General features: G+C 65.1%; 16 protein-coding genes and 3 tRNA genes. 6 read left to right on the top strand and 13 right to left on the bottom strand.

Annotated features, from left to right (window positions below; all coding sequences use genetic code 11):
• Positions 1–7: 7 nt before the first annotated feature.
• Together OHA40_RS15725 and OHA40_RS15720 are read right to left on the bottom strand one after the other, a co-directional pair.
• On the bottom strand, positions 8–505 hold the full coding sequence (locus tag OHA40_RS15725; protein WP_330233775.1) for a pyridoxamine 5'-phosphate oxidase family protein: 498 nt from the start codon (positions 503–505) through the stop codon (positions 8–10).
• Positions 502–1,278, bottom strand: coding sequence for an SDR family oxidoreductase (locus OHA40_RS15720; RefSeq protein WP_330233774.1), 777 nt, complete (start codon positions 1,276–1,278; stop codon positions 502–504). Before OHA40_RS15720 ends, OHA40_RS15725 begins: the two co-directional genes overlap by 4 nt.
• A gap of 231 nt (positions 1,279–1,509) precedes the next feature.
• Between OHA40_RS15720 and OHA40_RS15715 the strand changes: the two genes are divergently transcribed.
• Positions 1,510–2,244, top strand: a complete 735-nt coding sequence (locus tag OHA40_RS15715) for a YoaK family protein (RefSeq protein WP_330233773.1) — start codon at positions 1,510–1,512, stop codon at positions 2,242–2,244.
• Between the two features lie 44 nt (positions 2,245–2,288).
• Entirely contained in the window at positions 2,289–3,479 is a 1,191-nt protein-coding gene (locus OHA40_RS15710) for a hypothetical protein (RefSeq protein ID WP_330233772.1), read from the top strand.
• Positions 3,480–3,575: 96 nt separating this feature from the next.
• Here the strand turns inward: OHA40_RS15710 and OHA40_RS34730 are convergent, their stop codons facing one another.
• From OHA40_RS34730 to OHA40_RS15690, 4 genes are all read right to left on the bottom strand, one after another.
• The gene (locus tag OHA40_RS34730; RefSeq protein WP_442944010.1) at positions 3,576–4,451 is read right to left on the bottom strand and encodes a C40 family peptidase; all 876 of its coding nucleotides are present in this window, start codon (positions 4,449–4,451) and stop codon (positions 3,576–3,578) included.
• 334 nt (positions 4,452–4,785) lie between these two features.
• Complete coding sequence (locus OHA40_RS15700) at positions 4,786–5,619, bottom strand: hypothetical protein (RefSeq protein WP_330233771.1); 834 nt, start codon at positions 5,617–5,619, stop codon at positions 4,786–4,788.
• Positions 5,619–6,344, bottom strand: coding sequence for a ParA family protein (locus OHA40_RS15695; RefSeq protein WP_442944009.1), 726 nt, complete (start codon positions 6,342–6,344; stop codon positions 5,619–5,621). Before OHA40_RS15695 ends, OHA40_RS15700 begins: the two co-directional genes overlap by 1 nt.
• Positions 6,345–6,624: 280 nt before the next feature.
• A tRNA-Ala gene (locus tag OHA40_RS15690) sits at positions 6,625–6,697 on the bottom strand.
• Between the two features lie 212 nt (positions 6,698–6,909).
• On the opposite strand from OHA40_RS15690, the gene OHA40_RS15685 reads away from it, so the two are divergent.
• Positions 6,910–8,022, top strand: coding sequence for an IS630 family transposase (locus OHA40_RS15685; RefSeq protein ID WP_330234030.1), 1,113 nt, complete (start codon positions 6,910–6,912; stop codon positions 8,020–8,022).
• 56 nt (positions 8,023–8,078) lie between these two features.
• Positions 8,079–9,407, top strand: coding sequence for an IS630 family transposase (locus tag OHA40_RS15680; protein ID WP_330233770.1), 1,329 nt, complete (start codon positions 8,079–8,081; stop codon positions 9,405–9,407).
• 373 nt (positions 9,408–9,780) lie between these two features.
• Here OHA40_RS15680 and mhpA read toward each other — a convergent pair whose 3' ends face one another.
• Genes mhpA through OHA40_RS15655 form a run of 5 tightly spaced genes read right to left on the bottom strand, consistent with a single transcriptional unit; the run spans position 9,781 to position 14,363 of the window.
• Positions 9,781–11,334 carry a bifunctional 3-(3-hydroxy-phenyl)propionate/3-hydroxycinnamic acid hydroxylase MhpA gene (gene mhpA / locus OHA40_RS15675; RefSeq protein WP_330233769.1) on the bottom strand — a complete coding sequence of 518 codons (1,554 nt, stop codon included), beginning with the start codon at positions 11,332–11,334 and terminating at the stop codon, positions 9,781–9,783.
• The gene (locus OHA40_RS15670; protein ID WP_330233768.1) at positions 11,334–11,687 is read right to left on the bottom strand and encodes a DoxX family protein; all 354 of its coding nucleotides are present in this window, start codon (positions 11,685–11,687) and stop codon (positions 11,334–11,336) included. Before OHA40_RS15670 ends, mhpA begins: the two co-directional genes overlap by 1 nt.
• Complete coding sequence (locus OHA40_RS15665) at positions 11,684–12,301, bottom strand: AMP-binding enzyme (RefSeq protein ID WP_330233767.1); 618 nt, start codon at positions 12,299–12,301, stop codon at positions 11,684–11,686. The genes OHA40_RS15670 and OHA40_RS15665 overlap by 4 nt, the downstream gene beginning before the upstream one ends.
• On the bottom strand, positions 12,298–13,233 hold the full coding sequence (locus OHA40_RS15660; protein WP_330233766.1) for a fumarylacetoacetate hydrolase family protein: 936 nt from the start codon (positions 13,231–13,233) through the stop codon (positions 12,298–12,300). Before OHA40_RS15660 ends, OHA40_RS15665 begins: the two co-directional genes overlap by 4 nt.
• Entirely contained in the window at positions 13,230–14,363 is a 1,134-nt protein-coding gene (locus OHA40_RS15655) for a VOC family protein (RefSeq protein ID WP_330233765.1), read from the bottom strand. Before OHA40_RS15655 ends, OHA40_RS15660 begins: the two co-directional genes overlap by 4 nt.
• 133 nt (positions 14,364–14,496) lie before the next feature.
• Here OHA40_RS15655 and OHA40_RS15650 point away from each other — a divergent pair, with 133 nt between their 5' ends.
• Together OHA40_RS15650 and OHA40_RS15645 are read left to right on the top strand one after the other, a co-directional pair.
• Positions 14,497–15,159 carry a TetR/AcrR family transcriptional regulator gene (locus OHA40_RS15650; protein WP_330233764.1) on the top strand — a complete coding sequence of 221 codons (663 nt, stop codon included), beginning with the start codon at positions 14,497–14,499 and terminating at the stop codon, positions 15,157–15,159.
• A gap of 130 nt (positions 15,160–15,289) precedes the next feature.
• Positions 15,290–15,365 (top strand) — tRNA-Ala (locus OHA40_RS15645).
• A 400-nt stretch (positions 15,366–15,765) separates the two neighbouring features.
• Here the strand turns inward: OHA40_RS15645 and OHA40_RS15640 are convergent.
• Positions 15,766–15,839: transfer RNA gene (locus OHA40_RS15640), tRNA-Ile, on the bottom strand.
• Between the two features lie 208 nt (positions 15,840–16,047).
• Complete coding sequence (locus OHA40_RS15635; protein ID WP_330233763.1) at positions 16,048–17,217, bottom strand: DUF3566 domain-containing protein; 1,170 nt, start codon at positions 17,215–17,217, stop codon at positions 16,048–16,050.
• Positions 17,218–17,247 lie beyond the last annotated feature (30 nt).

The following is a 17,247-nucleotide window of genomic DNA, read 5'->3' as shown; positions in this document are numbered from 1 at the left end:
ACTCAGCTCACAGCCTGCCCACCGCGGCGGATGCCTGCCATATCCGGCTGCGCAGATCCCTGCCGCGGATCACCTGGATCCGCCACGGCTCCAACCGCAGGATCCGCAGCTGGGGGTCCTGCGGCGAGCGCCAGAACTGGCCGAGGTCGTAGCCGGCGCCGCGCGGACTGGTCCGGCGGTACAGCTTCCACACCCGCTGCCGGATATCGACGCTGTCCACCCCCTCGGCGGTGGCGTCGACGGCGACGGAGTTGTTGCTGCCCTGCGCCCAGTAAGAGAAGCTCACGTGCGGATTGTTCGCGATGTGTGCCTCCTTGACCGGCGTGCGGTAGGTCGCCAGCCCCCCGAGCGGGCGCCCCGCCACGGTCTCCCAGATCGGGATCAGAATCCTGGTGCGGGGCCGATTCCGCTTGTCCACCGTGACCATCGTCGCGTAGACGGTTCGCCCGATGTAGGCGTCGAACTCGTCCTCGATCTCGGCGAACGACGCGACCTTCTGCGTCATACCGCCACCTCTTCCGCCAGTGCGGGCGCACCGAGACCCTGCCCCCAACCGCCGTCGACCGGAAGCTCGACTCCCGTGGTGAACGTGGCGTCGAAGGCGAGGAACAACGCCGCCTTCGCCACCTCGTCCACGGTGCCGTTGCGCCGCAAGGGAGTACTGCGCTCGCCTTGCGCCAAGAACTCCGCTCGCTCCTGCTCGGTCAGCCCGACCACGCCCATGGTCGGCGTCTCGATGAATCCGGGCGCCACCGAGTTCACCCGGATCCGGCGCGGCAGCAACTCGGCGGCCAGCACCTGGGCGATCGCCCGCAGCGCTTCCTTCGACCCGGAGTAGGCGCTGAGCCCGGGGAAGACGACATCGTTGGCGACTGTCGTGAACACGATCGAGCCGCCATCGGCCAGCAACGGCGCCAGCCGCTGGACCGTGAAGAACGCGCCCTTGGTGTTGATCGCGAATTGACGGTCGAACGATGCCTCGGTGGCGGCGTCCAAGGTCTGGAACTCCGCGGTCCCGTGGTTGACGAACAGCGCGTCGACCCGGCCGAGCCGCTCTTCGACAAACGCGCCGAGAGCGTCGATGTCGGCAGCGACCGCCGCATCCGACCGCACGGCATGTGCCCGCCGCCCGGCCAAGCGTGCCCGCGCCTGCCCGAGGTTGTCCTCGTTGCGGCCGGTCAGCACCACCTCGACGCCTTCGGCGAGCAAGGCCTCGACGATGGCCAGCCCCATGCCGTGCGTTCCACCCGTTACCACGGCCTTCTTTCCTGCGTTCACGATCAGAGGTCCTTCGCTACGAACTGGACGGTTACTTCTTGTAACTGACAGCATCTTCCGTCACCCAGGCTGACCAGGGAAGACGGCACTTCTAAGTCACTCGGTAACCGCGTGGGAACCGACTGCGCGAATCGACGAGGCGAACGGGCATCCGGAATGAACCGATGGCAATCCATTGGCGAACCTCGGCGCTTCGTGGGCGAATTTCGGGAACGAGCCTGTATCACTGAGATGTTGCGCCCGCCCCGGAAGGAGTTGGACCTGCCGAAACCGGACGATAGTCGCAAACAGGCACTGTTCGACGCCGAGGCCAGACTGTCCTGGGTGCTCGCCGCGCTTGCCGGCTTGATCGGTGCGGCGGCATTCATGCATACGGCTGGCTATTTCGTCACGTTCATGACGGGCAATACCGAACGGGCCGTCCTCGGGCACTTCCACGACGAGCCCGATATGGCGGTGGCGGCCGTCGGTCTGCTCATGTCGTTCCTGTCCGGCGTCGTGGTCGCCTCCTGGTGCCGCAGGCGGTACTGGTCCGGCCACCCGCACGGTCCTACCCTGCTCACCACCGTTTGCCTAGCGGTGGCCTCGGTGGTCGACGTCCTGGAGTACCAGGCCACCGCTGAGCGGATCGGCTTGTTACCGATCATGTTCGTCGCGTTCGGAGTCGGCGCGCTCAATACCTCGTTCGTGCGGAACGAGGAGGTGTCGGTGCCGCTGAGTTACGTCACCGGCACGCTGGTCAAACTGGGCCAAGGCATCGAGCGCCACCTCAGTGGCGGCGACTACGCCGACTGGCTCGGATACTTCCTGCTCTACGCGAGTTTCGCGCTCGGCGCCCTGCTCGGTGGACTGCTGAGCCTGGTCGTCGCGGGCTGGGCCATGCTGAACACCGCGACCGTCGTGTGTCTGATCGTCACCGGCTTCACCTACCTGCATCTGGACCGGCACGGTCCCCTCACGCGGTAAGACTGCGTCCTGCGTCTGTCGGTGTTCCCGGCTACGGTGGCCGCGTGCAGAATTTCGACGACGAAACCGACGCGTTCGCCGTGCTCGTCATGCAACATCTATCCGCGCGTGGCGAGACCGACATCGAGTACGACCAGGATGAGTTCGCGATACGCAGCGGCGATCTGATTCTCCACCTGCACAATATCTTTCGGGAGACCCGCGAGCTCGATGACGCGGAGCGCGACGCCCGCGTGGCCCGGCACTTGGAAGCCTTGGGCGAGCTGCGAGATCCGGAGCGGGACTGGCCGTCGGTGCGGTCCGCACTGCGGCCGGTGTTGCGGCCCAATAGCTTCGGCGTGGATGTACCGGAACTCGAGCTGCGTCCGATCACGCGGCCCGCGTTTCCCTTCGTGGACGAGCTGGTCGCCATCGATATGCCCAATACGCGATCAATCGTCACCTACGCGTCGGTTCAGGAGTGGGGCGTCACCGTCGACGAGGTTTTCGCGGTCGCTCGCGAAAACCTGGGCGCCATGGTGGGTTTCACTGGCATCAAGGAACCGGGCATCCTGCGCTTCGTCGACGACGGCGACGGCTACTGCGCCTCCTGGCCTCTGCTTCCCGGTTGGCTCGCCGGATCCGGCGCCGAAGCCGAGCCGCCGGTCGCGTTCATGCCCGACATCGACACCCTGATCATCGCGCCCGGCGGGGACGAGCTCGAGCAGGTCTTCGAGGCAGTAGAGGAGCAGTACCGCGACGCGGTCCGCCCGATCTCGCCGCAGGGGTACACCGTGGACGACACCGGCGCACTGATCCCGCTCGATCGCTCGCCCGCACACCGCCACTTGCCCGCAGTGCAGCGCGCTCGATGTGGTCTGGCAGTGACGGAATACGACGCTCAGGCCCAGATTCTCAATGAGATCGTCGAGCGGGATGTCGAGTTCACTCCCTATGGCGTCGAGCCCGCCTATGTCGGCTCGGTCATGTACGGCCACGGCGACAACGGTCCCTACACGATCACGGTCTGGGGCGAGGGCGTCGAGTACCTTCTCCCGGAAGCCGACTACGTCGTGTTTTGCCGAGACGACGAAAATGGCGATCTGGAGCGTCTTTTCGAGGTCCCGTTCGATACCGTCGCAACCCTTACCGGTCTCACGCCGATCCCGGATCTGTCACCCAGCCGCTATGAGATCCGCGACTGGCCCGATACCGAAATCCTGGCCGAGCTGAAGGCTGCCGCGGTCTCACCCTGACTGGCGCAGGGAGCCGATCGCGATGTCGGCGAACCGTCCTCGCCCGGTCGGCCCCGGGGACAGATCCCGGTGGCGAGGAATGTTCACGGGCGGAGGTCAGAATCGGCGGGCACCCGCTACTGGCATCGATGCGAGGGGCGAGGCGATCACCCCGGTGCCGTAGGTCGACGCGTGGATGACGGTGCCTTCACCGGCATAGAGAGCGGAGTGGCTTCCGTCGTAGAACGCCACCACATCGCCCGGTTGCAAGTTGTCCAGCGGTATCGGCGTACCGGAGGCGAGCTGTTCGTGGCTGGTGCGCGGAAGGTCGACACCGGCCTGTCCATAGGACCACTGCACCAGTCCCGAGCAGTCGAAGGAGTCTGGGCCGACCGCGCCGTAGTTGTAGTCCGCGCCGAGTTTGGTCCGCGCGGCGTCGACGGCGATCTCGCCGGTGGTCTTCTGTGGCGTCACCGCGGCGGGCGGTGTCGGCGCCCGCGGCATGATTTCCGGTGTTCCAGCATGGAAGGGTAATTCGATCGATGGAAGGACATTGAGGAACGGAATCTGGATCGGCGGGACAACCGCGACCACCGGTACCTCAACCGCGGGAACGGACACCGAAATCGGAAGCTCAATTATCGGAGCCGGCGTGAACGGTGCGATCTCGATTTGCGGAACCGGAATGGAAGTACGGAACTCGATTTCGGAGATGTCGGCCAGGATCGGGGTTTCTTCCAATACCTCGGCCAGGATCGGAGCTTCCGAGACCGGGAGAATGGCGTGGTTCCGGAACGGTTCTTCAGGTACACCGGGAAGCGGGATCGCCTCGGCGACCTCGGCTGTTCCCACGGCGGGAATCGCCACCGGCTGGGCCGATGCCGTTCCTGCGTTGAGCAACATGCCCATGAGCGCGGCAGCTCCGGCGGCAAGCGCCCACAAAACAGCGCGTCGCAGGTAGCGGAAATATCGGACGTCGGTCGATGATGCCATGATGCGGTCCTCCGATGCTCAGATCGTCGGCCGGTGGCGGGCCGTGGACGCCGCAGTTCGTGGCGCGTGGGACCTCACCAAAGACCTCGAATTGATTCGAAAACCATCACGGTGCTTCGTCAGTCCTGCGGATCCGATCCGAGGATTCACCTTTCGTCATAGAGCACACAACGCAAAGTCCAACACGCCCGAATTCGATAACAAAGTAATAACTCCAGCAACATGCGTTTCAGGAATTATCAATAAAATGTCGTTCGTGCGGGATACCCGGCCTGCGACGCAAAGTGCCCCGCAGGGAATGCATCCGACTGCGGGGCACTGGTGGCGGTGAAACTCAGGCGGTGATCTGCTCCTCGATCTGTTCGGCGATAGTGCGGAGCCGCGCCGCGAATTCCCGCGCCGCGACCGGGTCGTGGCTCGATCCTTTGACGACTCTCCGAGTCAGTGCGGCGAGCCGAGATTCCATGGCGCTGAACACGCTTGCCGCCCGGTCATTCGGGTCGTCCGACAGCTCACCGCGCAACCACGCCTGGAGCCGCTCGACCACCAGATGCTCGTCATAGCGGTCGGGAAGCAGCGACACGGCTTGGCGGAGTCTTCCGGCGGTGACCTTCACATCGGCGCCGGCGGCCACCGTGGTGTACACGGTGACCGCCGCATCTTCACCGTGTTCTGCGACCACCGGCAGCAGTTCGCGGACCTGGCCCTCGTTGATGGCCGGCGCTATCGGATGCAGCCTGGCGGCCAGGGGCCAGGCACGAATGAGCTTGTGCGCGTACGACCGCTGCATGTCCCACCGCTGTTCCACGTACTCGTCGAAAGTCTCGTGACTGTCGCGGTACAGCCGCCCGTCACGCACGATCTGCATAGCTCGCCCTGCGGCCCAGAATGCGATGCGCAGCGTGTCGATCGACGACTCGCAGGCGGTCAACTGCGCCCGCTCCCGATCACTCAGTGGCCCGTCACCCGCGACGGGCACCGGCATCGTCAACACATTCGAAGCCAGGACCTGCGTCGAGGGCGCCGCGGCAGCGTCCGCGCCGACACCGGCGGCATTCGGTCGCCGCCATTCGGCATCTCGCAGCGGCGAGACAGGAGGTGTGTGCTCGGCGGCGTCGGTCAGCGGATTGGCCCCGCCGATCGAACCCTTTCTCCGTTGTGGAGGCATCAGGCCGGCACCTCCATCAGCAGCCGGTAGGAGCTCACCAGCTCGTCACCCACCTGCCGATATTCCGCCAAGTCTTCGATCGGGTTCTCGGCGCCCTCGCCGACCTCCCCATCGGCCGCCTCCCGATACCATTTCCAGGCGCTCAAATAGGATTCGAATACGTCATAGCCGGCGTTCTCCAGATTCCGCCGCTGGGCCCGGTATTCGGTCGAGACATTCACGCCGTGTTTCATGATCACCGGTACCTTGGTCATCAGGATCCGCACGCGGATTTCCCGGCTGCTGCCTGCCACCGCCTCCTCGGCGGCCCGGAATGTACTCGGTACTCGTTTGACTTCGGACGGGCTCACACTCGTCACCAGCAACAGCTCGTCGCTCTTCGGGATGGCGGCCTTGAAGATCTCGGCCGACTCACCCCCGGCATCCACGATTATGACGTCGAAATCGCCTGCCTTGTCGGCGATGCAATCATCGACGTGCCGGGACGGGAATGCCACCAGTTCGAACGGCACCTCGATTCCCCCTTTGACCAGCCGCCGGTGCCAGGAGTACCCGGTCTGACTGAGCGGGTCGGCGTCGATCACCAGCACCCGCAGCCGGTGAACCGAAGCGAAGTAACTGGCCAAGAAGAACGCCGAGGTCGTCTTACCGACGCCGCCCTTGAGATTCCCCAGTGTGATGACCAGGGGTTCGGGCAATTCGAGTGGCGCAACAGAATTCGTCATGGACGGTCCTCCGAGGGTGAGGAGTGCATTACTGTGTGCGGGGCAAGTCTGGCACAGCGCCACCGAATTTCGGCTGATTGCGGCGGCCTGTTGCCGCCGCCGTGGCAGCAGCGCTCTGTGTCCAATTGGACACAGAGCATCAGGGTGAATGTATTCATCCCGGCGAAGTGGTGATATCGCCGAACGCGCCATCAGCCAGGGTTACGCAGTCAGAACCACGATGGCGGTCCAAGACGTGGTGGCGCTGTCCTGGGCGGCTGATAAGCCAGAGTTTCAGAAGTGGAGCCTAGGGGAATCGAACCCCTAACCCCTGCCTTGCAAAGGCAGTGCTCTGCCAATTGAGCTAAGGCCCCGAATCAGCGGGTGGTGACCTCGTGCCAGGTGTCCGCATCGCCGCGCTGGCGCAGCTTGGAGATGCCGAAGAGAACCAGAATCACGACGCCAACCGTGAGAAGAATTTTCATGGCCCCAGCCTACTGTGCTGGTCGTGGTCAGCCTAGTGCCTCGTCCAGGTAGGTTGCCCTGGTAACCGGGTGTCGGGTTGATCGTGGACGCGTGTCCGGTGATGCTGCCAGTGGAGGTGGTGTCGGTGGCCCGGAGGCCGGAAGTGTTTGTGCGGGCGGTGACCCCGGAGGAGGGGCGCCGGTTGCAGAAGATCACCAAGACGAGCAAACAACCGGTCAGGACGCGACGAGCGATCGTGGTGATGGCCTCGGCGCAGCGGCAACCGGCCCCCGCGATCGCGAGGTTGATGCAGGTCAGCGAGGCGTATGTGCGGCAGGTGATCCACGAGTTCAACGAGCGGGGGTTCGAAGCTCTGGACCCAAAATGGAGCGCGGGCAGGCCGAAGAAGGTAGATCGGGCGACGCGTGAACGCATCGCTTGTATCGCCCGGTGCTGCCCGCGTGATCTGGGCTGGCCGTTCTCGGTGTGGAGCCTGTCGAAACTGCGAGAAGTGTTGCTGACCAACGGAATCGCTGAGATCAGCCGCGAAACTCTGCGCAAGATCCTCCACGGCGAGGGGGTGTCGTGGCAGGCGGTCAAGACCTGGAAAGCGGGCACCGACCCGGAGTTCACCGCGAAGATGAACCGCGTCCTGGACCTCTATGACCATCCACCCACCGATGGGCGGGTGGTCTGCGTGGACGAGTTCGGGCCGCTGAACTTGCAACCCCGCGCTGGTCGTGGCTGGTTCGGGCGACGAACCCCGAAACGGTTGCGGGCGACCTACCGGCGCACCCAGGGCGTGCGGCACCTACTCGGCGCTCTGGATCTGGCGACCGGCAAGATCCACTACCGGATCCGGGATCGTAAACGGTGGCAGGAGTTCCTGTCGTTGCTGAAGTCGCTGCGGGCGCGCTGGCCCGGACAGAAGCTCTACGTCATCGCCGACAACTTCTCCCCGCACAAACGAGCCGAGGTCCGCACCTGGGCTGCGGCCAACAACGTGGAACTGGTCTTCCTACCGACCTATTCATCGTGGTTGAACTGGATCGAGTCCGAATTCGCGGCTCTACGCTACTTCGCCTTGAACGGCACCGATCACCGCAGCCACGACGAACAGGACGCCGCGATCGGCGCCTACATCCGCTGGTACAACCAGCACGCCCGACCCAAACGCGACTTCGCCGTCAACTCCAAGATCCGGCACCCTGATTACCTACCGAAGGTTGCTTGACGAGGCACTAGTGTGTCGCGCCTGAAATGCGTCCCCTAAGTTGTTAGGCTGTTTGTGTGTCGCATCGTGGGCCTTCTGCTGTTGAGATCGTTGTGTCCGACGCTGAGCGTGTGGAGCTTGCGCGCATGGCGGAGTCGCCGGATCGGCGTGAGGCGCAACGAGCTCGGATCGTGCTGGCCTGCGCTGAGGGTATGTCGAATGCGGGTGCCGCGCGGCTTGTCGGTGTCTCGGTGGGGTCGGCGGCGAGATGGCGCGGGCAGTTCGCCGCCGAGGGTCTGGAAGGGCTGGGTGATCGTGATCGTGGTGGGCGGCCGGTGGCCGAGATCGTGTTGACCGGCGATGAGCGTGAGACGTTGCAGCGGTGGGCGCGTCGAGCGAAGTCGTCGCAGGCGCTCGCGGAGCGTTGCCGGATCGTATTGGGTTGTGCGGCAGGTAAATCCAATCAGGATGTGGCAGCCGAGTTGGGTATCACGGCCCAGACTGTGGGTAAGTGGCGGAGGCGTTTCGCGCAGAGACGTCTCGAGGGGTTGTCCGACGAGACGCGTCCGGGACGGCCCCCGTCGATCCTGCTGGACAAGGTCGAAGAAGTGGTCACGATGACCCTGGAGCAGAAGCCGGCAGACGCGACGCATTGGTCGCGGACCTCGATGGCCAAACGAAGCGGCTTGTCGCCGTCGACGATTGGGCGGATCTGGAGCAAGTTCGATCTGAAACCGCATGTGGCCGACGGCTTCAAACTCTCGACCGATCCGTTGTTCGTGGACAAGGTCGTCGATGTGGTCGGGCTGTATCACAATCCGCCGGAGAAGGCGGTCGTGTTGTGTGTGGACGAGAAGTCCGGGATCCAGGCACTGGACCGCTCGCAACCGGTGCTGCCGATGATGCCCGGCATGCCCGAGCGATACTCCCACGACTACGTCCGCCACGGCGTGACCAGCCTGTTCGCGGCGTTCGACATCGTCGACGGAGCCGTGATCTCCAAGCTGTACTCCCGCCGCCGCGCGGCCGAGTTCAAGAAATTCCTCATCGCGATCGACAAGGCCGTGCCCGCGGAACTGGACGTACACCTGGTCTGTGACAACTTGTCTACCCACAAGACACCGACGATCAACGCCTGGCTGGCCAAACATCCACGCTTCCATATGCATTTCACCCCGACCGGCTCCTCATGGCTCAACCAGGTCGAGCGCTGGTTCGGGTTCCTTACCGACCAACTTCTGCGCCGCGGAGTCCACAAAAGCGTTGCGGCACTGGACAAAGACATCACAGCCTGGATCGAGCAATGGAATGCCGATCCGAAACCATTCGTCTGGCGCAAAACCGCGGAAGAGATCCTCGAATCACTCGCTAAATATCTTCAACGAATTTCAGGCGCAGGACACTAGAAGGGTTCGAGCTCGGATTCCCGCCGACAACCTCCCTGGTCGGCACCGACGCCGACGATGCCAATCGTATTGACGAAATCGTCATAAATGAGCTCTCGACCACCGGCTCGGGAGACATGGCGGCAAAGTGCTGCCATGCCGATAGTCGCGGCCGCGGCGGGCCCATAAGTGCGCAGAGCGGCCATCCGCTGGCGAGCATCGTGCGATCGACCGATCATCTCGGACAGTGCGTTCGTCGAATTACACGGTGCCGTCGAAGACGGTGATGGGGTCGGGGTCGTCGGTCGCCGGATGCCGCTGTCGATGCTCCGTCACCGTGATGATTACGCCGGCGGCAGCGTGAGGTCATTTCTACTGCGGCACAGGCAATTTCCTAGCCGAGGGCGCCGAGCGTATCTACCGGATTCGTCGGATCAGAGGTGTGGAAACGAGGCATTGCGGCGCAGAGGGCCGAGAGGTCCCGGCCAGTGCGCTGCACGGTGGCGTCGGGCCGGACGAGAGCGATACGGGTGCCGATCCGGTGCAACCAGCCGTGCAGTTCGCTCGTGGGACCGGCGACCACCACTACCCCGCCACATACTCGGATCTGGGTTCGTTGCGCGGATGTCGGCTCGACGGTCGTGACGATCGCGTACCGTCCCGCAGCGATATCGTCGTACCGGCGGCCGTCGTCGAGAACCGCATTGGGCACCAGTTTGCCCGCTCGACCACCGGGCGAACGCGGCCGCACCACGAGCTCGGACCGGCGCAGCGGCGGGGTCTCGCCATTGGTTACCAGTGCGTGGAAGCCGGGCAGGCGGTGCAGGTGTGGCGTGATGAGACGGCGGAGGAAGTTGCCGAGGTCTCCCCCGTCGGTCATGGCCATCCCGGTGGCCTTCGCGAGTCGAATCATGGTTCGGGCATGCGGTTTGCGTTCAGCCTCGTAGGAGACGAGTACCCGCTCGGGCAAGTCCCCGGCGAGGACTCCGGCGAGCTTCCAGGTGAGGTTGGCCGCGTCGCGCAGTCCGGCGCCCATGCCCTGGCCGATGAACGGCGGTGTGAGGTGGGCGGCATCGCCGAGCAGGAAGATCCGGCCCGCGCGCCAGCGGTCGGCGAGCTGCGCGCGGAAGGTGTAATCGGCGACCCGGACCAGTTCGAGTTCCTCGATCGGAACGGTGCCGGTCCACGGGCGGATCAGTCCGTGCAGTCGATCGATGTCGCGGTAGTCGTCCGCGGTTTCCCTCGGCCCCAGCCGAAATTCCCAGCGGTGGCGGGTTTCCCCGATGCGCATGTACGTGGCGGCGCGAACCGGGTCGCAGATCTGATGTACCCCTTCCCATTGCCGGAGTTCGACGGTGGTGGCCACGTCGACGACCAGCCAGCGCTGCTCGAAGTTCAGGTCCCGCATGGTGGCGCCGATCGAGGACCGGACCAGGCTGTTGGCGCCGTCGCAGCCCAGGACGTACCGCGCCAGGACCGATTCCGTTGCGCCGGTCGTGCGGTCGGTGAAGTCGACGCGCACGCCGCCGGTTTCCTGCGTGACCGTTGTGACCTCGACGTCACCGCGGACGGTGACCTCCGTGTGCCGCTTCACAGCGGCCCGCAGAATCGCCTCCAGCTCCGGTTGGTCGAACATGTTCGCGTCCGGGTAGCCGTTGCGGCCGCTCGCCGGATCGCGGTGGAATTCGGCCAGCACCCGCAGGTTCCGGTCGAGCAGTCGCAGCCCCAGGGCTGGTCGGGAGATGGCGTCGAATTCGTCGCCGACACCCAACCGGTCCAGGATACGGCGGATCTCGCCGTCCAAGTGGACCGCGCGCGGCTGCGGGTAGACCCCTTCCCACCGCTCCAATACCAAAGACTCGACGCAGTACCGGGCGAGCAGCGTGGCCGCGGTGAGACCGGTCGGGCCCGCGCCGACGATCACCACCGGAACGTGCTCGGCATGCATCACAAGCCTCCCCACACTGTGGTGAGATAGCCAATTGCTATCAGTGCGGTGATCGCGGCAGGGCCGAACTGGCGCACCGCGTCACCGGTGCGCCGATGAACGACGACGGCTCCGATCATCAGCAACACCAGCCCGGTTCCCGCTGCCGCGCCGACCGGCCACCAGGCGATGCCGATCAGCAGGCCCAGTGCGGCGGCTATCTCGAGACCGCCGATCTTCCGACGGGCGGAGACGGAGAACCCGGCATGCGTGGCACGCTCTCGCATCGACCCGACCGCCACCACCTTCGACACCCCGACCAGCAGAAAGAACCCCGCCAGCAGGAGGGCGAGCACGATAGACGCACCGTTCATCGGCGCACCGCGACTCGCCACGCGATCGGGTATCGGGCGAGGATGGCCGCCACGACGGTCTCGCCATCCGCATGGTCCAGTTCGACGGTCGCGACTATCGCTCCGTCCTCGATGGTCGCGATGATGCTTTTCACTCCGGTGATCCCGCTGAGGGCATCGAGAAATTCACGGCGCGTGGCGTCGGCGCGTAGTCCGAGTCTGTAGGGTTTGCCGACGTCGGTGACCGGCAGCGCATCGAGGACCGTCACGGTCTTGGGTGCGGCGGCGCGTTCGGGTACGTGTTGGTGTGCCCAGTGGAGCAGGTCGGTTTCGGTGATGTCGGCGCTGGGGATAAGGGAGACGTACGCGACGGGCACTTCACCGGCGTGGATGCCGGGGCGGCCGACCGCGCCTGCCGCGGTGACCTGTGGGTGAGCGAGCAGGGCGTCTTCGATGGTCGCGGGGTCGATATTGTGGCCGCCGCGGATGATGAGGTCCTTGGCCCGCACCAGCAGGGCATAGGTCGATTCCGGTAGGCCGCGCTGCGCCAGCGGCACGGATTCGATCTCGGCCAGGTCGCTCGGCTGCCCGTAGAGCGGCCACAGCAGGTCCCCGGTCATTACTTCTTCGATCACCGGTACCTCACCGTGGTGCGCTGGCGACCCAAATCGATGGCGCCATCGTCGGTAGCGATCGTGGCCTCGATGACGTCGCCATCCTGCAGGTACTTCGGGTTCTTGGCCTGGCCTTTGAAGAACAACTTCCATTTCACCGCGGGCGGTAGCAACGATCCGATGATCTCGGCCGGTTTCGGCGGAGCGCTCAACGCGGTGCCGATCGGCGTCCCGGTGAGCAGCAGGTCACCGATGTCCATGCGCTGGAACCGGGTCAACGCCTGCAGGGTCTGCAGCGGCCGGTAGATCATGTCCGCAACGGTCATGTCCTGGCGCACCTCGCCGTTGACCCACAATCGCAGCCGCAGATCGGTGAACCGCTTCAGCTCGTCGGCATCCAGCAACACCAGAGCGGGCCCGACCGGGGTGAATGTCGGGTACGACTTCGCCTCGTAGAACTGGGTTTTCGGCAACTGCACATCGCGCGCGGAGATGTCATTGGTCACAACCAAACCGGCGATGTAGTCGGCGACGTTGTCCGCGCTGATCTCCGATCCGACCGCCATCTCCCGGCCGAACACCAGACCGATCTCCACCTCGTAGTCCAGCAACCGCACATGAGCGGGCCGGATGACATCGTCGTGCGGACCATTGATCGACCCCGACGCCTTCCGGAAGAACGTCAGCGGCACCGTTTCCGGGTCCATGCCCGAATCCTTCACGTGCGAGGCGAAATTCGTCATCTGCGCGACCACCCGGCACGGCGCGGTCACCGGCGAGACCAGCGAAAGCCCCGCGACCGGCACGACCTCGGCGCTGACGGCAGCCGCGCCGAGCGCCTGCCGATCGGTGAGCAGCTGAGCGGTGGTGGTCGCCGCTGTATCGACCCTCGCGGCGCCGGAAGGTGTTGCCACCCACCAGGCATCGGCGGTACGGAGAACGGAAATGCTCATGAATTGGCTACTTTCAACAGGCCGCGCAGACGGCGGAGATCGAATTCGTTGGCGTCGCGTAGCGCGTCGACCATTGCGCGCAGCTCGCGAAGCGATTCCCGGCCTGGCTTCAGGCCGAGGAAGTCCTTGCTGGCGGGCGGTCCCCACTGGGCCAGCCCGGAGGCGGTGAACGGCGCCCAGCCGGGTTCCAGCGTGCAGTCGAACATGTCGCCGTCGCTGAAGTGCTCGACCAGAAACCCGTCCGGATCGCGCCAGTAGTCGAAGATCTGGCTGCCCTGGATGTGCCTGCCGATCCCCCACGACCGGTAGTAGCCGTGATCGCGCAGGTATTCTCCACCCGCGGCCAGCGCATCCAGATCGGCGACCTGGTATGCCGAATGCACATACCGGCTCACCGGACCGAGCGCCAACGCCAAGGTGTGATGGTCAGCAGGAGTCCGGCCTCGATCGCATCGGATGAAGCTCATCACCGGCCCGAGTTCGCGCTGCCCCGGGTAGTAGAGGAAGTCGCTGACGATCAGACCCAAATGCCGCAGATACCAATCGAGCGTCTCTCGGTACTTGGTGGTCTGTACCACCACATGCCCCAGACGTTGGACCCGCGCCGGCTCGCGCGGCGGCCGCTGCGTGCGGTTCATCCGGGGCACCTCGTGCCCGAGGTTGAGTGTGTGCGGAGTCTGTCCGGGCACGGCGGTCAACGTGTGCGTGTCGGCGACAACCCGCACACGCAACCCGCTCGGATCAGTCAGATCGACGGTCGACCCGCCCAGATTGCCGGGCAGGTACGCCACCTTGCTTCCCCCGGCCTCCGCGAGCCGGAACAGATCGGCGGTGTCCGCCGCTCGGAAGGCCGGGCCGACGAACCTCGATCGCAGTCCGCGCCGGATGAGTACGCATGGCGCGGCGGCGTCGGTGCCCCGCAGCTGCAGCTCGTTCGGCGTGCGCAGCGACGTCGCGAAGCCGAAGGCATGTGCGAAGGCCTCAGCACGCTCGAGGTCCGGCTTCTCGAACTCCAGCCATGCCAGATCGTGCACCTTCACGATCGGATCGCGCGCTCGCCCTGGATGTTCGCCCGCGAAGGCACCGTGCTCACTGTGCAGTCCGGTGTGCGGGTCGTGATGGTCGATCATCGACCACTCCCTCCATAAGACTGACGATATCGTCACATGCGACGCAGTATTCAGTCAAGCAGTTATGAGGAATTCGTCATAACTGAAGTAGGGCGTTAGTATGTCCGGGTCGATCAGGGAGAGGTGAGCAGGAATGACCGGACAGCCCGCTGCGGAAACCAACCGCCTGGAGCGCCGCAAGGCACGCACCCGCGCCGCTCTCCTGAGCGCAGCCCAGCGGTTCATCGCGACCGGGAAACTGAATGCGCCGATCCTGGAGATCACCCAGGCCGCCGATGTCGGCATGGGGTCGTTCTACAACCACTTCCAAAGCCGGGAGGACCTGTTCCACGCCGCGGTCGAGGAGGCGCTCGACCAGCACGGCGCGGTGCTCGACGCCCTGATGGAGGGCTTGGACGACCCTGCCCAGATCTTCGCGCAGAGCTTCCGGCTGACCGGTCGCATGCATCGGCGAAACCCCACCCTCAGCAAGGTCCTGCTCAACAACGGCCTAGCGCTGACCGTCTCCGATAAAGGCCTGGCGCCCCGCGCTCGCCGCGATATCGAGGCAGCGGCCCGCGCAGGCCGGTTCCACACCCGCGACGCGGAACTGGCCATGACGATCGTGGCCGGCGCCGCCCTGTGTCTGGGCCAACTACTGCACGATCACCCAGAACGCGACGATGCCACCGCCTCCGACCAAGTGACCGAGGATCTGCTGCGCATGTTCGGCCTCCCCGCCGACGAGGCATGCGAAATCTGCCGACTCCCGCTGCCCTCGCTCGACACGCTGCGGCGCGGCGACAACCTCGCCTGACGGAAAGCCACTGGGTGCCGCGCGTCCTGCCGTCCACTTCCAGCCGTGACATCCTGCTGTTTTGACCGTGTCAACCTCGAGAAGGTACCGTTTCCAGGCATCTGTGCACGCCGACCGTGCGAACGATGACGGGGCCTTAGCTCAATTGGCAGAGCACTGCCTTTGCAAGGCAGGGGTTAGGGGTTCGATTCCCCTAGGCTCCACCAATAGGAGGCGAGTGCTCGCGGAGAGCGCTCGCCTTTTTGGTTTCGCGTGTTTTGTGGGGATGCAACCCCCACGCCCCGCCCGGAGGGCTTCGCCCCCGGACCCCCGTGCTTGTGGTTGCGTTGGGTGGTCATGGTTCGAGTGAGTTCCCGCAAGGTCCACAAGGGGCAGGCTCGTGCTCGCGGAGAGCGCGAGCCTTTTTTGCTCCGCCATCACGTTTGGGGGTGCAATCTCCAAACCCCACTCGAGCGCTACTGGCGTACCTCCATCGCCGAGCACGTGGCAAAGGTGAGATGTCCGCACCGCTGTTCTTTGCCATCGAAGTCGACGACACAACATGCTGTGAAAGCGGGGGGCGTGGTGCGAATCTGCTACCGGACGGTCGATGACCGGAAATGTGGGTGGGCCTAGGAGGACTTGAACCTCCGACCTCTTCGTTATCAGCGAAGCGCTCTAACCGCCTGAGCTATAGGCCCCTGTTGTAATCGACTCGGATCGCCGAGCCGAGAGCAAAGATTACCGGAAACGAGCTCCATGAACCAAAACTGCTGGTAGAAGGCTTGCGGTTGACTCGGGCCCGGCCCGAGAACGATCTGAGCGGGCCGCCTCGGCGTATTGCCGATAACCAAAACGGCCGGAACCAGCCCTGCTGAGGGCGGGTACCGGCCGTTCGGAGGACCTGGCCTAGTCGGGGTCGGCCAGGGTTACCTGGATACCGCCGACGAGGTCGCAGCACTGGTTGTAGATGAACGTGCCGACGGTGCCGAGCGCGGTGAACAGAACGACATTGATCAAGCCGATCACGCCCGCGTAGCCGAAGACGGTGCCCGCGTCGATCAACCCGACCGAGCCGCCGTCCTGGGACACCATGTCGGTGAACGTGTTGTTCAGTCGTTCCCACACACCCATGCCCTCGAGCACGATGTACAGCAGGCCGACCGCCAGCATCCACACGAAGAACATCGCCACGCTGATCACCAGCGAGATCTTCAGTGTCGACCAGGGATCGATGCGACGGATCTGCACTGTAGCCCGCAGCGGATGACCGGAAGCGACCGCGGCGACCGCGACCGGAACCGCGGGCGAAAGCGGTGTGGACTGGGGACCCGAGGCCTCGGTCGGCGGCAATGGGTGGCGGATCTCGGACAGGTCGGGCATGTCCTTGATCAGCTCCGGCCGCGCGATGCTGCGGGTGGGTCCGTCGATGCCGACGGACTTCACCATCGCCGCTTCCTTGCGTGCCGCCTTGGCCGCCAGGTCGGCGGTGGTACGCGCGTTGGACGTGTTGTTGCTGAGACCGACCGGCCCGCCCGAGTTCGGGCGGCCGGTGACCGGCGCCTGACCGGGTCGGTACAGGTTGGACTGCGGCTCCCGCTGCGGAAGCTGCGACCATCCGTCCTGATACGGCGACTGCTGGCCACCGTTGCCTGCGGTACCGCCGGCCTGCTTCTCCCCGCCCTCGGGCGCTGACTGCTCGGCCTTGGTGTTGATCCGCGCCGTCTTCTGATCGAAGTGGTCCTGGCCGTCGCCGGCGGGCGCCTTGTCCGGCATGCCCTGCTGCGCCGCGAAATCACCCTGGTTGTCACGAATCTCGTGCGGCTGGGCGTTCGGGTTGTTGGCACCGGGCTGCCCGCCACCCGGCTGCGGCCCCGGCTGGCCCTGGTGACCACCCGGTTGTCCACCAGGGTGGCCGCCGGACTGGGGACCGCCCGGTTGGCCGCCGCCGGACTGACCGTTCTCGGCCGAGGCGACCGGCCGTGGGATCGGCCGCGGCGGAATCGGTGACGGTGCGATCCGCTCGGTCACACCGTTCGTCTGGTGCCGCTCGTCATTCGGCTGATTCGGAGTGGTCAATGGGAATCCTTAGATCCGTTCGTTGCCGCC

The sequence above is a fragment of the Nocardia sp. NBC_00508 genome, assembly GCF_036346875.1.
In the GTDB taxonomy this organism is placed as follows: domain Bacteria; phylum Actinomycetota; class Actinomycetes; order Mycobacteriales; family Mycobacteriaceae; genus Nocardia.
This window is presented reverse-complemented; position numbering and strand designations above follow the sequence as displayed.

Bases quoted from the DNA above. Each gene is read 5' to 3' on its own strand.
- OHA40_RS15650 (WP_330233764.1), top strand. From the start codon at position 14,497: ATGACCGGACAGCCCGCTGCGGAAACCAACCGCCTGGAGCGCCGCAAG.
- OHA40_RS15655 (WP_330233765.1), bottom strand. From the start codon at position 14,363: ATGATCGACCATCACGACCCGCACACCGGACTGCACAGTGAGCACGGT.
- OHA40_RS15660 (WP_330233766.1), bottom strand. From the start codon at position 13,233: ATGAGCATTTCCGTTCTCCGTACCGCCGATGCCTGGTGGGTGGCAACA.
- OHA40_RS15725 (WP_330233775.1), bottom strand. From the start codon at position 505: ATGACGCAGAAGGTCGCGTCGTTCGCCGAGATCGAGGACGAGTTCGAC.
- OHA40_RS15670 (WP_330233768.1), bottom strand. From the start codon at position 11,687: ATGAACGGTGCGTCTATCGTGCTCGCCCTCCTGCTGGCGGGGTTCTTT.
- OHA40_RS15685 (WP_330234030.1), top strand. From the start codon at position 6,910: ATGCTGCCAGTGGAGGTGGTGTCGGTGGCCCGGAGGCCGGAAGTGTTT.
- OHA40_RS34730 (WP_442944010.1), bottom strand. From the start codon at position 4,451: ATGGCATCATCGACCGACGTCCGATATTTCCGCTACCTGCGACGCGCT.
- OHA40_RS15700 (WP_330233771.1), bottom strand. From the start codon at position 5,619: ATGCCTCCACAACGGAGAAAGGGTTCGATCGGCGGGGCCAATCCGCTG.
- mhpA (WP_330233769.1), bottom strand. From the start codon at position 11,334: ATGCATGCCGAGCACGTTCCGGTGGTGATCGTCGGCGCGGGCCCGACC.
- OHA40_RS15695 (WP_442944009.1), bottom strand. From the start codon at position 6,344: ATGACGAATTCTGTTGCGCCACTCGAATTGCCCGAACCCCTGGTCATC.
- OHA40_RS15715 (WP_330233773.1), top strand. From the start codon at position 1,510: ATGTTGCGCCCGCCCCGGAAGGAGTTGGACCTGCCGAAACCGGACGAT.